This is a genomic window from Psychrobacter sp. CX14 (genome assembly GCF_057396205.2).
The window spans coordinates 1,531,077-1,546,125 of record NZ_CM183187.1 but is presented as its reverse complement, the minus strand read 5'-3'; the positions used below and the strand labels follow the sequence as shown (position 1 = coordinate 1,546,125).

At 42.8% G+C, this 15,049-nt stretch carries 13 protein-coding genes; 7 read left to right on the top strand and 6 right to left on the bottom strand.

All coding sequences use genetic code 11. From position 1 onward, the window contains the following. Positions 1-140 precede the first annotated feature (140 nt). Positions 141-644 (bottom strand): 2-C-methyl-D-erythritol 2,4-cyclodiphosphate synthase, encoded by a 504-nt coding sequence (gene ispF, locus AC2SLO_RS06365; protein ID WP_486543864.1) that lies wholly within the window; start codon positions 642-644, stop codon positions 141-143. A 55-nt stretch (positions 645-699) separates the two neighbouring features. Between ispF and mnmA the strand changes: the two genes are divergently transcribed. The 3 genes from mnmA (at position 700) to AC2SLO_RS06350 (ending at position 4,559) form a co-directional block, all read left to right on the top strand. Continuing rightward, a complete protein-coding gene (gene mnmA, locus AC2SLO_RS06360; RefSeq protein ID WP_486543865.1) occupies positions 700-1,896 on the top strand; it encodes a tRNA 2-thiouridine(34) synthase MnmA in 1,197 nt (398 codons plus the stop codon). Positions 1,897-2,470: 574 nt separating this feature from the next. Beyond that, positions 2,471-3,874, top strand: a complete 1,404-nt coding sequence (purB, locus tag AC2SLO_RS06355) for an adenylosuccinate lyase (RefSeq protein ID WP_486543866.1) — start codon at positions 2,471-2,473, stop codon at positions 3,872-3,874. A 22-nt stretch (positions 3,875-3,896) separates the two neighbouring features. Then, the gene (locus AC2SLO_RS06350; RefSeq protein WP_486543867.1) at positions 3,897-4,559 is read left to right on the top strand and encodes a DUF2238 domain-containing protein; all 663 of its coding nucleotides are present in this window, start codon (positions 3,897-3,899) and stop codon (positions 4,557-4,559) included. A 67-nt stretch (positions 4,560-4,626) separates the two neighbouring features. Here AC2SLO_RS06350 and AC2SLO_RS06345 read toward each other — a convergent pair whose 3' ends face one another. Beyond that, entirely contained in the window at positions 4,627-4,791 is a 165-nt protein-coding gene (locus AC2SLO_RS06345; RefSeq protein ID WP_486543868.1) for an NF038104 family lipoprotein, read from the bottom strand. Between the two features lie 113 nt (positions 4,792-4,904). Between AC2SLO_RS06345 and AC2SLO_RS06340 the strand changes: the two genes are divergently transcribed. The 3 genes from AC2SLO_RS06340 to AC2SLO_RS06330 all read left to right on the top strand — a co-directional run bounded on the left by AC2SLO_RS06340 (position 4,905) and on the right by AC2SLO_RS06330 (position 7,529). Continuing rightward, on the top strand, positions 4,905-6,086 hold the full coding sequence (locus AC2SLO_RS06340) for a JmjC domain-containing protein (RefSeq protein ID WP_486543869.1): 1,182 nt from the start codon (positions 4,905-4,907) through the stop codon (positions 6,084-6,086). A gap of 208 nt (positions 6,087-6,294) precedes the next feature. Continuing rightward, entirely contained in the window at positions 6,295-6,453 is a 159-nt protein-coding gene (locus AC2SLO_RS06335) for a hypothetical protein (RefSeq protein WP_486543870.1), read from the top strand. Positions 6,454-6,593: 140 nt separating this feature from the next. Further along, entirely contained in the window at positions 6,594-7,529 is a 936-nt protein-coding gene (locus tag AC2SLO_RS06330) for an IS256 family transposase, variant Zn-binding type (RefSeq protein ID WP_495637095.1), read from the top strand. A gap of 189 nt (positions 7,530-7,718) precedes the next feature. On the opposite strand, the gene AC2SLO_RS06325 is transcribed toward AC2SLO_RS06330, so the two are convergent. Continuing rightward, a complete protein-coding gene (locus AC2SLO_RS06325; RefSeq protein ID WP_486540665.1) occupies positions 7,719-8,531 on the bottom strand; it encodes an enoyl-ACP reductase FabI in 813 nt (270 codons plus the stop codon). A gap of 142 nt (positions 8,532-8,673) precedes the next feature. Here AC2SLO_RS06325 and folE point away from each other — a divergent pair, with 142 nt between their 5' ends. After that, complete coding sequence (gene folE / locus AC2SLO_RS06320; protein WP_486540667.1) at positions 8,674-9,279, top strand: GTP cyclohydrolase I FolE; 606 nt, start codon at positions 8,674-8,676, stop codon at positions 9,277-9,279. A gap of 479 nt (positions 9,280-9,758) precedes the next feature. Here folE and AC2SLO_RS06315 read toward each other — a convergent pair whose 3' ends face one another. The 3 genes from AC2SLO_RS06315 to AC2SLO_RS06305 form a co-directional block, all read right to left on the bottom strand. After that, a complete protein-coding gene (locus AC2SLO_RS06315; RefSeq protein ID WP_486540669.1) occupies positions 9,759-11,450 on the bottom strand; it encodes a dipeptide ABC transporter ATP-binding protein in 1,692 nt (563 codons plus the stop codon). Between the two features lie 121 nt (positions 11,451-11,571). Next, positions 11,572-12,606: a tRNA dihydrouridine synthase DusB gene (gene dusB / locus AC2SLO_RS06310; RefSeq protein ID WP_486540671.1), complete on the bottom strand. Its 1,035-nt coding sequence runs from the start codon at positions 12,604-12,606 to the stop codon at positions 11,572-11,574. 293 nt (positions 12,607-12,899) lie between these two features. Next, a complete protein-coding gene (locus AC2SLO_RS06305) occupies positions 12,900-14,951 on the bottom strand; it encodes a BCCT family transporter (RefSeq protein WP_486540673.1) in 2,052 nt (683 codons plus the stop codon). Between the last annotated feature and the right edge of the window lie 98 nt (positions 14,952-15,049).

Here is a 15,049-nt window from a genome sequence, read left to right as displayed (position 1 = left end):
AGTTTGATTTACTATTTACGCTTATTGCTAATAATAAGGCCATAAAATCAAAATAAGTGGTTAAAATGTGTCAGATAACTCATTAATGGGGATGCAAATAAAAAAGTCAACAGCGGTGCTTTAGCAATAGAGGCTATCAGCTATTTATCGTTGCTAAGTAAAACAACAGCGCTTACCATAATACCTTCTTGACGTCCGGTAAAGCCCAGTTTTTCAGTCGTCGTCGCTTTGACGCTGATTATATCAATATCTGTCTGCAAATCCTCAGCTATATTACTGCGCATGGCCAAATTATGCTTAGCTAATTTAGGGCGCTCACACATTACTGTGATATCCGCATTCACCAGATGATAGCCTTTTTGCTTTACTAAATCATACACATGACGCAGCAGTACTCGAGAGTCAAGACCAGCGTTCTCTTCTGCAGTATCAGGAAAATGCTGTCCGATATCGCCTAAGGCCAATGCGCCCAGTAGCGCATCAGCAAGCGCATGCAGTACCACATCGCCATCAGAATGCGCCAGTAAGCTGTGCGTATGCTCGATATTCACGCCAGCTAATGTGACATATTGCTGCGACTCGCCCGCTTCAAGCGGCCTGTCATAAAAGGCGTGTACGTCAATACCTTGTCCAATCCTTATCATTATTGCCTCATCAGTGTTATAATTCTCCCAAATTTTATCATAGTTTCTGACGCTTATGACGACCTCTCTCTCATCCCAAAATACCGACTATCATTTACCCGCTCTACGCCTAAGCGATGTACACAATCCGAGTCAAACTCGCGTCATTGTGGGTATGTCTGGTGGCGTGGATTCTTCTGTATCAGCAGTACTGCTGCAACAGGCCGGCTTTCAGGTAGAAGGCCTATTTATGAAAAACTGGGAAGAAGATGATGGCACCGAGTACTGCACTGCTATGGAAGACTTAGCCGATGCGCAGGCAGTGTGTGACAAGATCGGTATTACCTTACATACTGCAAACTTCGCGATGGAGTATTGGGACCGAGTGTTCGAGCATTTCCTAGCCGAATACCAATCCGGCCGTACGCCAAATCCAGATATTCTGTGTAATAAAGAAATTAAGTTCAAAGCCTTTTTGGACTACGCCGTGACCTTAGGTGCAGATTATATCGCCACCGGCCATTACACCCGCCGCAGCATTAATTATCAGCGCGAAGATGGCCTAGAAGTCGCTCATCTCATGCGTGGTCTCGATAATAATAAAGACCAAAGCTATTTCTTACATGCTGTTGGCGGGGACAAGATTGCTAAGACCTTGTTCCCTGTTGGCGAATTAGAGAAGCCTGAAGTACGCCGCATTGCTGAAGAGCATGACCTCGCAACGGCTAAAAAGAAAGATTCTACAGGTATTTGCTTTATTGGTGAGCGCCGCTTTAAGGACTTCTTGCAGCAGTACTTGCCGGCTAAGCCCGGTAATATCGTCACTGATGATGGCGTTACTATTGGCAAGCATGATGGCCTGATGTATTACACCTTAGGTCAGCGCGGCGGTATTGGCATTGGCGGCGTTAAAGACCGACCTGAAGAGCCATGGTTTGTGCTGCAAAAAGACTTGAGTAATAACGAGCTAATCGTGGGTCAGGGTCATGACCATCCTATGCTACTCAGCCAAAGCTTAACCGCTTATAAACTTGACTGGGTTGAGCGTGTCGCACCGGCCGCTATATTTAGCGAACAAGGTCTAAAGTGTATGGCCAAAACCCGTTATCGTCAGCCTGATCAAAGCTGTACTGTCTTTGTCGATAAAGAGGATGACAGCAAAGTTAAGGTTATTTTTGATGAGCCACAGCGTGCGGTTACTCCAGGTCAATCCGCTGTATTTTATATTGGTGAGGTTTGCTTAGGCGGCGGTGTGATTGAGTCGTTTGAATAGCTTAGCTATTTATTAGATAACGTTTCATAGATAGCTTTTTATAGGCTAGATTTTTATAGATGGTGCGCTGCTAGATTGAATATAATAGTATCACTTTGAGCGGTTGAACTATATGTATTGAGGATAAGATATTGACGTTTATTCTGATGTTGGCTGTGATCTGGTTAGCCATTTTAATAGGCTTGATTGTCATCAGTAGTAATGCCTCTAATAACTCAAAACCCGACTATTCGAAGAATAAACTCATTTTCTTATGCGTTGTGACTGTGACTTACCTAATAGTCTCTTTATTTTTATGGTATATATTCATTAGTGCCATATCCGATGCCATTGCTTCAGTATAGCGCCAGTTTTTTAGACTCTGCTTTTTTAGAATTTATTAGACTTTACAAGTCACTGTGTGTAATTAGTTGCTATAATTACGAACCACGGTAATTACAAACTGTATTTCATTTAAGTTTTGCTATTTTGTCTGACTTTTGCTGCCAATCACGACATCCTTTTTTATTTATCGCTTTAAAGAATTAGCGTTTACTAAATTTATTTTTTTCACCCACTGAGCTAAAGGATATTTATGTCTGCCTCTTTATCTGCCTTAACCGCCCTATCTCCAATTGACGGTCGCTATGCCAGCCGTGCTGACTCATTACGCGCTCACTTATCAGAGTTTGGTCTTATTAAAGCCCGCGTTACTGTTGAGATTCGCTGGTTACAGGCCTTAGCTGATAACGACGCCATTACTGAATTGGCCAAATTTGATCACGATACCAATGCCTTTTTAGACGCCATCGTTGATAACTTTAGCGAAGACGACGCACAAGCGATTAAAGATATCGAAAAAACCACCAACCACGATGTTAAAGCGGTTGAGTACTTCATCAAAGACAAATTCCGCGGCAATGCTCAGTTAGAAGACAGCTTAGAATTTATTCACTTTGCTTGTACCTCGGAGGACATAAACAACCTATCTTATGCGTTAATGCTAAAAGACAGCCGTGACATCGTCGTTGCTAAATTGCAAGAAGTGACAGACTCTATTGTGGCACTGGCGAAAGAACACGCCAAACAGCCTATGTTGTCTCGTACCCACGGTCAGACTGCTAGCCCAACAACTTTGGGTAAAGAGATGGCCAATGTGGCTTATCGCCTAGCCCGTCAAATTAAGCAAATCAATCAAGTAGAACTATTAGGTAAAATTAACGGTGCCGTTGGTAACTACAATGCTCACCTATCTGCTTATCCAAATGTTGATTGGACAGCACATGCACAGCAATTTATCACTGAGCGCTTAGGCCTAACCTTTAACCCATACACCACTCAAATCGAGCCACACGACTATATCGCTGAGCTATTTGATGCGCTGCGCCGTTTTAACACTGTGCTAATCGATTTTAACCGTGATATCTGGCAGTACATCAGCTTAGGCTATTTCAAGCAAAAACTTAAAGACGGTGAAGTGGGTTCATCAACTATGCCGCATAAGGTTAACCCGATTGATTTTGAAAACTCTGAAGGTAACTTAGGCGTTGCAAATGCTATGCTTGCACATTTAGGCGAAAAACTGCCTATCTCTCGTATGCAGCGCGACCTATCTGACTCAACCGTTCTACGTAATATTGGTGTTGGCCTTGCTCAAGGTATGATTGCTTATGATGCATGCTTAAAAGGCGTTGGCAAACTAGAAGTCAATCCTGAGAAGCTTGATAGCGATTTAGATAATGCACAAGAAGTATTGGCAGAGCCTATCCAAACTGTGATGCGCCGCTACCGTGTAGAAAACCCATACGAGAAGCTAAAAGCCTTAACCCGTGGTCAAGCCATGACCCGTGAGAAAATGCTTGAATTTGTCGATAGTAATGAGCTAGATGCTGTGCCAGATGCCGACAAAGCCCGCCTACGTGAGCTAACCCCTGCGACCTATATTGGTAACGCAGATGAGCAAGCACTGGCTATCGAAGAGTGGATTGCCAAGCTTTAAGTAATCACTTATTGCCGATAGTATGACAAAGACAGCAAGTCCTCGCTTGAATCACCCTATCGTCAATGCTTGCCTGATAGTGGTCACTTTAGTGATGCTACTGGCAAGCATTCATCCTTTAAATTGGAGCGATTATCTGCTGCATCAAGCAGGTACGGTTATTTTTATGGCGGTGCTATGGCTTTGTTATCGAAGGTGTGATAGCAGGCCTTTGTCGTTTTTATTGGCCAGTGTGTTTATTATGATTCACATCATTGGGGCAAGATATTTATACTCTTACGTCCCTTATAATGATTGGACTCAGCAGCTATTTTCAATTGATTTAAATGAGGTGTTTGGTTGGCAGCGTAACATGTATGACAGGCTGGTACATTTCAGTTATGGCTTGCTATTACTTCCGCTAATGTACGATGTGTTTCGTCATTTTATGCCAAGCTTATCGCTCAAAACCTTACTACTGCTTGTGCTTCAGTTTAATCTGGCAAGCAGTGCTTTGTATGAGCTATTTGAATGGTCAATCGCCATCACCTTATCAGCAGAAGCTGCTGAGGCGTATAATGGTCAGCAGGGTGATCTATGGGATGCACAAAAAGATATTGCCATCGCCTTTTTAGGAGGCATTATCAGTGCTTTGATTTATTGGTTTAAGCGTAAAACGATATCACCCGTGCTAAAAGACGGCTAGAGTCTTCAAACGAGTGGTCTACTCTTGATTGTGGCTTATCTTATTATTGTTAATTATCTCATACTGGCTAATCACCGCCTGGGATAACCGCACGAGTCACTGCTGCCGTGCCTTTTACCACGCCTTTGGTAGTTTTATAAGCCACTTTCACAGGCACAGTCACCACTTTGTGAATACATGCTTGCAAAATCATGCTACTAATAATGATGGTAATAAAGGTTAGCTTCTTCATAAATATCCTAAAATATTAAGGGATTTATCTGCACCTACAATCATAAACTATTCACGTCATTTGCTAAAGCTTTTCCTCGACACTTTTATTCATCGTATGACATGGACTTATCAATGAGCGCACTTAATTTTTGCTTACCGGATCATATTACCCCTGAACAGTTTTTGGCAGAATATTGGCAAAAAAAGCCGTTGTTAATCAAACAAGGCTTACCGCAACTTGCTGATATGTTTGAGCCTGAGGATATTTTAGGCCTCAGCTTAGATGAAGCAGCAACTGCCCGCTTGATTACTCAGCACAAAATAGACAATGATAGCGAACAAAACGAGCAATGGAAACTGCAACAAAGCCCACTATCTGAAGAGATGTTTGCTGATTTACCTGAACAATGGACGGTACTGGTACAGAACTTAGAACAATGGTCACCAGAGCTTGGTCTATTATGGAATGCATTTGACTTTATTCCGCAGTGGCAGCGTGACGATATTATGGTGTCGTATGCACCTTCTGGCGGATCTGTGGGCAAGCATTATGATGACTATGATGTGTTCCTTGCTCAAGGCTATGGTCATAGACGCTGGCAACTGGGCAAATACTGCGACTTAACCACTGAGTTTATTCCAAATCAGCCGATTCGTATTTTTGATGACATGGGCGATATTATCTTTGATGAGATATTAGAGCCTGGCGACGTACTGTATGTACCGCCTAAGCTGTCGCATTATGGGGTTGCTCAAGATGACTGTCTAACCTTTTCATTTGGCTTTAGACGTCCGAACGTGATGCAAGTATTGGATAGTTTGGTCGATACGGCCACTACCGATGCGTCGCTTTTTGTGCCTATGTTACTTGAGCAAGCGATGCAGCCGGCAGGTCAGTTAGATAAAGCCAGTATTGACCAGATTAAAGCACAGCTACTTGAAATGCTACAGTCGCCCAAGGGAGATAAGATTATTGAGCAAGCCGTGAGTGAAGTGGTCAGTAAGCGTGAATATGAGCTGCTTATTCCAGAAGAGTCGCTAGATGCTCAACAGTTACAGCAAGCGTTATATGAAGGCGCTGTACTTCGCCCAGACTATAGTAGCCGTCTTATCTATACGCATATTGATAATGAGCTGCGCCTTTACGCGAACGGTCAATATTTGAATGATATTAGTGATTTTGAAGCCAGCTTATTAAGGCGCTTGGCAGATGGTGAGTCATTAAGTGAAGAAGACTTATCATTAACGGACAAATTATCTGTACAAACTGTTATGGCTTGGCTTGAAAACAGTTGGGTATGGTTAGACTTCTAATCAGGTTATTAGCACATCTTTATTTAGGCCATTTACAAATTTACGCTTATAAAATATTAGTTTACATATGTAAACACACTGAGCGAGATTTCCTTCTATAATAAACTTATGATTTAGTAGAGGTAATAAGCCCCCTCTATTATGACTAAAAGGGACAACAACAAAATTAGACATCAAATAGAGCAATAATTTGTAGGAGACAGCAATCATGACAAACAAAACTGATAAAACGACCAAAATGGCACGTAACGATATTAACCAAGATCATTTAGATAAACAAGATCAGCAGCGTACTGATGACTGTGCGTTAGATATGATGAAAGGCATGCACGAGCATGAAGATCATGAAGAAGAAAAAGACAGCTAATTTGTCTTACGCACCTTTTAAACAAAAAGAAGACGCCTAATTTAGGCGTCTTCTTTTTTATTGATACCAATATATGGTGTAATGGACAAAATTCAGGCTGACACCCCCTTTAAAGCTATATACTATAAGTATTTGCAAGGATTGAAAGCCATGAATCAAAAAACTGCCCTTTTTGTGGTGAAAAACACACTAAAAAGAATGGTTATAAATCAGGGAAACAGCAGTACAAATGCCTTGTTTGTAATCGGCAGTTTTTAGGTGGCAGGCGGCTCAATAATACAACTTTGTGGCAAGAATATACTCAAGGTAAACAGACTTATAAACAACTTGCTCATAAGTATGGCTGTAGCATAAAGACCATACAAAGGCGACTAGATACAATTGAGATAAAGTCACTTAATAAGCTACCTACTCGTGCCAACATAGTGATGGACACGACCTACTTTGGTAGAACATTTGGCTTAATGGTATTTCTCGACTATACAAGCAAAGCGGTATTACACCACCGTATTATTCACTATGAGACCAACGCTCTGTATAAACTGGGAATAGAGCATATAAAATCACAAGGCATTGATATCACTAGCATTACTTGCGATGGAAGACGAGGTCTTAATGCTTTGTTTAAAGATATACCGATACAAATGTGCCAGTTTCATCAACTACAGATCATCACTCGATACTTAACTCGTAGGCCTCAAAATATCGCAAGTATTGCACTTAGACAGCTAGCTTTAAATATAAAGGATTATGATAAGACAACGTTCATTCAAGCTCTAGATAGTTGGTATTTGACTCATGAGGACTACTTAAATGAGCGTAGTACCAATATAGATACTGGTAAGACTTGGTACACCCATAAGCGTCTTAGAAGTGCTTATAGAAGCTTGCGAGTAAATAGTGATTGGTTATTCACTTCTAGAAAATTAGATGACTTAAACATTCCAAATACAACTAATTCTCTAGAAGGTTTGTTTAGCGAGTTAAAACGCCAATTAAGCAGTCATAATGGGCTCAATAAACAACGTAAGCTTAAGTTTATTAACAACTTTTTAATGACATACTCTGAAGGGTAGCCTGAATTTTGTCCATTAGAGACTAACCGCTCGTTTTTAGCCTGAATTTTGTCCATTACACCCAATATATTGATATCAATTAGGGTCAGAGAAATCTAAAATAGCAACAACTCGACCGAGCGCCAGTACTACAAAAGTAGGCTTAGAGAGGTTAACACTGTAACAATTTAGTAGTTCGCTGACTATCAATTAGCTGTCTGAATCATCATCCATATTTAGTAATGCATCGCTCATGGCCACGGTATTAAAGCCGCCATCGACAAACAATATCTCACCCGTAATACCAGACGCCCAAGGTGACAATAAGAATAAGGCGGCATTGCCGACCTCTATCTGACTGACATTACGCTGTAGCGGTGCTATTTTGGCGTTAACATCGAGCATTTTACGAAATGACTTAATACCACTGGCTGCCAAGGTACGAATTGGCCCAGCAGAGATTGCATTGACTCGGATACCTTCAGGACCCAAGGACGCAGCCAGATAACGCACGCTGGCCTCCAGACTGGCTTTTGCCATACCCATAACATTATAATTAGGCAATACTGAGGTGCTGCCTTGATAGGTCAATGTCAGTAATGCGCCTTTACGTTTTGCTAATAGCTCTCGTGATGCTTTTGCCAACGCGACAAAACTATAAGCAGAGATATCATGCGCAATCGCACTACCCTCACGAGTAGTGACGTCTGTAAAATCACCATTGAGCTCTTCAGCAGGTGCAAATCCAATGGCATGCACCACACCATCGATGCCATCGCTCCAATGCTCGCTGACCGTATCAAAGCAGTCTTTTATCTGCTCATCCGATGAGACGTCACAAGCGACAACCAATTCTGCACCAAATTTTTCTGCGGCCATATCCACTCGTTTTTTCATTTTTTGGTTAGGATAAGTCAGAATTAGTGACGCCCCTTCGCGGTGTAATGCTTCTGCAATTGCCCAAGCGATTGATAATTTACTAGCAATGCCGGTCACCACAAATCGCTTTCCATGTAACAACATAGTTAAACTCCAAGATTTATTATTCTAATACGAGCATTTTCGATGAAAATTTAAAAATAATCCGCTATTTTTTGACAAAGACCTTTACAATTTATCTATAGCCGTTAAGCTATAGCATTCTTTTATTTTGCTACTGATGACTATGTGTGATTCTAATTCAAATTCGTCAAATACGCCACTAGATCCAAGGCTACCTAGCCCAGATCTTTATGCCAAACTCATCGCCTCAACCGGTGAGGATTTAAGCCGTCCAGGATTACTAGATACTCCGACCCGTGCGGCAAAGGCTTTTGGTTATCTTACCCAAGGGTATCATCAATCCTTAGAGGAAGTCACCAATCAAGCGGTATTTCCAACCGATAACTCAGAACTGGTACTAATACACAACATTGAGTTCTACTCTTTATGTGAACACCACCTATTGCCTTTCTATGGTGTGGCTCATGTTGGTTATCTGCCCGATGGCAAAGTATTGGGCCTATCTAAAGTTGCGCGTATTATAGATATGTTTGCACGCCGCTTACAGATTCAGGAGAACTTAACCGAGCAGGTTGCTGAAGCCATTATGGAGGTCACGGGTTGTCGCGGCGTCGCTGTAGTCATGGATGCCTCGCACATGTGTATGATGATGCGTGGTGTCAATAAACAGCGCTCAAGCACACGCACCACCTCTATGCTAGGCGTGTATAAAACTGACGTGCAAGCCCGTAATGAATTCTTATCGGCAGTGCCTCAGTCCAAACTGTAGATACCGTAACTGATGGTTTATGCTAAATAAACTGTGGTTCTTAGCAACTACGCATAAAAAATAGCACCTTGCTTAGGTGCTATTTTTTTGCTTTATTTATTAGGGCGTGTGGAACATTCAACCATGGCACTGGCGGCGACTATTTTTTAGTCAATATGCAGTGAAATTTTTGACGCTTAGTCATTCTAAGTTAGACAATTTCGCAGTATATTGGCAAAAAAGAGTCCCGCCCCTGAGAACGGATTAAGCAAAGCACTGCTTTGCCCGTTCGCAAGGCGAGAGCTGTGCTCGAGTGAGGCTGATGCTAAAATCGCCCCAGACGTTGTTGCAAACCTAGTCAAGGTCTAGACATTAACGACGGTTTACGCCTAGTCTGAAACAATTTTAGCTATCAGCAGTGCTAATTTGCGAATGTTCCACACGCCCTAGTATATTGCTCACTGACTTTTAATCTACAAATATCACTTAACTATAAATGACTATAAATCATCCTGATTGGTAGCGACCAATAGCTGTGAATACGGATGCTGCGGATTATCAAATAACTGCTCACTACTTGCGTATTCAATGCACTCCCCTGCTCGCATCACCATAATATGCTGACATAAAGCCCGTACTACCTTCAGGTCATGGCTAATAAACAAGTAACTGATATTAAATTGTGCCTGAATGTCGCGTAGTAACTGCACAATAGCCACTTGAGTGCTGCTATCAAGTGCAGAGGTAGGTTCATCCAGAATAATAACTTGCGGGCGCATAATTAGTGCTCTTGCCAGAGCCACACGCTGACGTTGACCGCCAGATAACTCATGTGGATAGCGGTGTACAAAGTTGTCAGGCAAATGTACCGTTCTTAAAGCGTCTAATACCGCTTGGCTGCGCTGCTGTTTGTTGACACCTTGTACCAGCAGTCCCTCCTCAATAATTTGCATGACATTAAATCGAGGATTGATGCTAGCAAAGGGGTCTTGAAACACCATCTGGATATGTGAGCGAAAATCACGTAGCTTCGATTTGCTTAGGCTATTTATATCAGTGCCATTAATATCAATTTTACCGGTCACTTTGGCCTGATGACTCAATAATCGAGATAATGCCAATGCTAAGGTCGTCTTACCTGAGCCGGACTCACCGACAATACCTAGTGACATGCCTTGCACTAAAATGAAGCTGATATTATTGACAGCGTGCATCCACTGACTTACCCCGCCAAAGAGTGACTTTTTAGCAGGAAAGGCCACTGATAGATTTTGTACTCTGATGGCGACTTTAGATGCTGTGTCCGTGCGGATAGGTAGCGGCTGACCAAAAACTTGGTTAATCAGCGACTTAGTATATTCACTTTGCGGATTGGCAAACAGCGCATCACTGTCGCCTTGCTCAATAACCTGACCTTGACGCATAACAATAATCTGATTGCTATAACGGCGCACTAGATTTAAGTCATGGCTAATCAGCAGCATTGCCATACCGTGCTGCTTTTTGAGTCTATCAAGCAGCTGTAATATCTCGTGTTGCAGACTCACATCTAGTGCAGTGGTCGGCTCATCGGCTATTAGAATATCGGGGTTTTGTGCCAATGCCATCGCAATCATCACCCGCTGACGTTGCCCACCTGACAGCTCATGTGGATAACGATTAAGCTTCGCTGCAGCATCTTTAATATTAACATCGGCTAACAGCTCAAGGATGCGTGGCTTAATTTCTGACTTTGCCACACCGGCTACACGCAGACTCTCAGCAATCTGCTTGTCTATGGTATGTAGCGGATTAAGCGCCGTCATCGGCTCTTGAAACACCATAGCTATCTTATTACCGCGAATAGCCTTAAATACTTTTTCTCGATTAATGATGTTTTTTGTATTGTCGTTTGGGTGCTGACTGATCGGCAATTCGCCAGCACCTTGCAGATGCACCTCTGCTTGTACCATGAGACCTTCTGGCAACAGCCCTAAAATAGCTAAACTCGATAGGGATTTACCTGAGCCTGACTCACCCACTATCGCTAATGTCTCACCTCGGCGAATTTGGTATGAGAGGCTATCCACTAAGCTTAGCGTATCAGCTTTAATAGATAAATGATTAACACAAATGACAGGCTCAGCATCATGATTAGCACTAGACTGAGGCATGTTTTGATTAAACTGAGGCTGAACATTGGTATCAGACATAGGGGCATTCTCATATAAAAAGCGTGCGGTAGAATCGTTTAATAAGCGTCATACCGGTCGCTTAAATTTACCTCAAATCACTTGATAAGCCTAGTGGTGCTTTCATTTAATATAAATGAAATTAGCTTTCTCTTAAATGCTGAGCAGATAAAAATTTATCGACGACTTTATATTGGCCTGACGTCGTCTCCTCACCATACATGGCCTGTCTAAAGGCATTCGAATCCTCAATGCCAGAGGTGTACCATGCGATGTGCTTACGCGCAATTCGGCAGCCTGAGTATTCCCCATAAAAGGCATACAGCTCTTCAAGATGGGTTAATACGATTTCTCTTAATTGATCGATATCAGGCGCATCTAACGTCTCGCCTATCTGCAGATAATGGGCAATATCTCGAAATAGCCACGGCTGACCTTGTGCGGCACGCCCTATCATAATCGCATCACAGCCAGTTTTGTTATAGACCTCAATCGCCTTCTGCGGGCTATCGATATCGCCATTAGCAATAACAGGAATATTAACCAGTTCTTTTACTTCACGAATAAGCTCATAACGCGCCTGTCCGCCATATTTATCTTCACGCGTACGACCATGAATGGCAATAGCAGCAATGCCGGCTTCTTCGGCACGCTTGGCAACTCTTAAAATATTTTCTTGACCGTTTTCATAACCCAAACGTGTTTTTAAGGTAACTGGCGCATCGACAGCCGCAACAGTGGCATCAAGCAAACGGGCGACCAAGTCTTCATCTTTGAGCAGCGCAGAACCTGCCAGCTTGCGGCATACCTTTTTGGCAGGGCAGCCCATATTGATATCAATAATTTGTGCCCCGTTATTGACCTGATAACGAGCCGCTTCTGCTAATTTATCGACATCGGCACCAGCAATTTGTGCTGATATTGGTGCTATCTCGCCATCAAAATTGGCTCTAAACAGCGACTTTTTGTGCGCATAAAGCGTGGCATCTGCTGTCATCATTTCACTGACTGCGTGACCGGCACCAAATGATTTGCACAGTCGGCGAAAAGGATTGTCTGTCACCCCCGCCATCGGTGCCACCATCAGCCGGTTTTTAATCTCAAGCCCGCCTATATATAGCGGCTGTAATAATGGATGCTGAGTTTCGCTTTGGGTATCTGTTGGATTCGAGGTCATGTGCCACTCAATAGCTAAATTAGTAAATATAGTCGGCGAACGACTAAACGGTTACGGCGTTAACCTTGATAAGCCTACACTTATCGTATTTGCGCTCGCTTACCTTGTAACCATTTTAGACTTATCTGACTATAGCAATAAAATATTTACCCTTGAGGATAAATACCTAAAACATAAAAGGCCTGCCCTCTAAAGGACAAGCCCGTATTGTAAAGACTCGCTATCAAAACTCAAGTTTTAATCGTTACCGCATTTTTTAATCGTTACCGCATTTTATGGAATAAAGACTTCATCTACTTATCTGACTCTATATCAAACACGCTCACCTCATCAACAACAAGCCCGTCATCATGCGCCTGCATTCGCCATGGCAAGCTATCAGGCGCAACCTCCAAGAAGTGCAAATACTTCTCAAACTGATCAATAATGTCATTAATCACCGCATCTGATTGATAACCGTACAAATCATACGGCTGACCACCACGGCGTAAGAATACACCGGCACGGTAATGATGCGACTGCGCAAGCTTTGGATTCGACTCTTCATAGTACTCGGGCAACGCTTCTTCCTCTAAGCGTACTTCATACCAGAACTCAACATCCTCACCACGCTGCAACTCTAAAATAACCCGATCATTAACGTCGTCTGATTCTACTGAGGTTTCCCACCCTGATTCAGCAAATTTTGTCGAGACTTCTTTCATGGCAAGCCATACGACCGAGTTGATATAGCTCAGTACCTCCTCTTTACTCGGCTGCTTGGTCAAATAATCAATACGCTCTCGCCAAGAGCTAGGCGTCAGCAAATGCGGCGGTAGACGATTGTCTTGTGCCAAGCTTTTGGTACGGTGTTCCTCAATAATCAGCGCGCGCCACATGCCGCCCATGGCAATCAGTAGAATAATCGTAAATGGTAGCGCACTGACAATGGCAACCGCTTGTAACGCTGTCAAACCGCCGGCTAATAATAATACCGCCGCTACTACACCTTGAATTACTACCCAAAACGTACGCTGCCATGGCGGTGTTGGTCTACCTCCTGAAGCAATTGAGTCAATTACCAACGACCCTGAATCTGATGAAGTGACAAAGAAGGTGATGATCAGTATTACCGTAATATAAGACACCACTCGAGTAAACGGCAATGCTTCAAATAATTTAAATAAGGCAATTGACTTGTCGGCTTGTACTTGGCTAATTAATGTATCGTAGCCCTCTACCATAATCAGGTTTAAAGCAGTATCACCAAAGACTGCGAACCAGAAAAAGGTGAAAATAACCGGCGTAAACAATACGCCTAAAACAAACTGACGGATGGTACGGCCGCGGCTAATCTTAGCAATAAAGGTACCGACAAACGGCGACCACGCAATAGTCCATGCGAAAATAAACAGTGTCCAACTGGCAATCCAATCGGTATGCACATAAGCTTGCAAACTAAACGCACGTTCAACGATATTATTTAGATAGCTTCCCGTATTCTCCATAAAGGCATTTAAGATAAATACACTGGGTCCAGCTATAAAGACGAATAGCATCAATAGCGTTGCTAAGATAACGTTCAGTATAGACAGCCGCTTAATCCCTTTATCCATACCAGACAGAACGGATACCAGAGCGGCCGTAGTAATCAACGCAATACTAATAATCTGCACCGTAGTACCGACCGGTACCAAGTCAGGCAATAAATAATTTAAACCGGCATTAATCTGAGACACAGATAAGCCCAGCGTTGTCGCTACACCGAAAATCGTCGCTAACAAAGCAATAACATCGACACCATGGCCGATAGGACCGTAAATCTTCTCACCAATTAGTGGATATAAGGTCGAGCGCATCGACAATGGCAGCCCGTGACGAAAGCTAAAGTAAGCCAAAACCAGACCCGCAAATGTATAAATCGCCCACGTATGGAAGCCCCAATGGAAGTAGGCAATCTGCATTGCTTCTTTGGCTGCAGCAACCGTTTCAGGGGCTGAGTTTGGTGGTGCGGAAAAATGCATCACCGGTTCAGCAACACCATAGAACAATAAGGCAATGCCATAACCTGCGGAGAAAAGCATCGCAAACCATTCACTAAACTTGTATTCCGGTTCAGCGTGATCAGGCCCAAGTTTAATATTACCGTAGGAGGAAAACGCCAAGACGATAATAAAAATTAGAAACAGTGCCACCGCTAGCATATAAAACCAGCCAAAGGTACTGGTGGTATAATTTAAGACCTGACCGAAGAAATCACCTGCCATTTCTGGGTTAGCGATGGTGCCTATGACTAATAGCACTAACACAATAACCGCCGGAAGAAAGACGGGAATGAGAATGGTTGACTTAGTAGGTTTAATCATAAAATATTCTTCCCTGTTCAATCACATTACCCGACAAAACCTGAGTAGCAGTCAGAGGTCAACGTGCTTTATGATAACTATCTAGAGACCATTGCCAC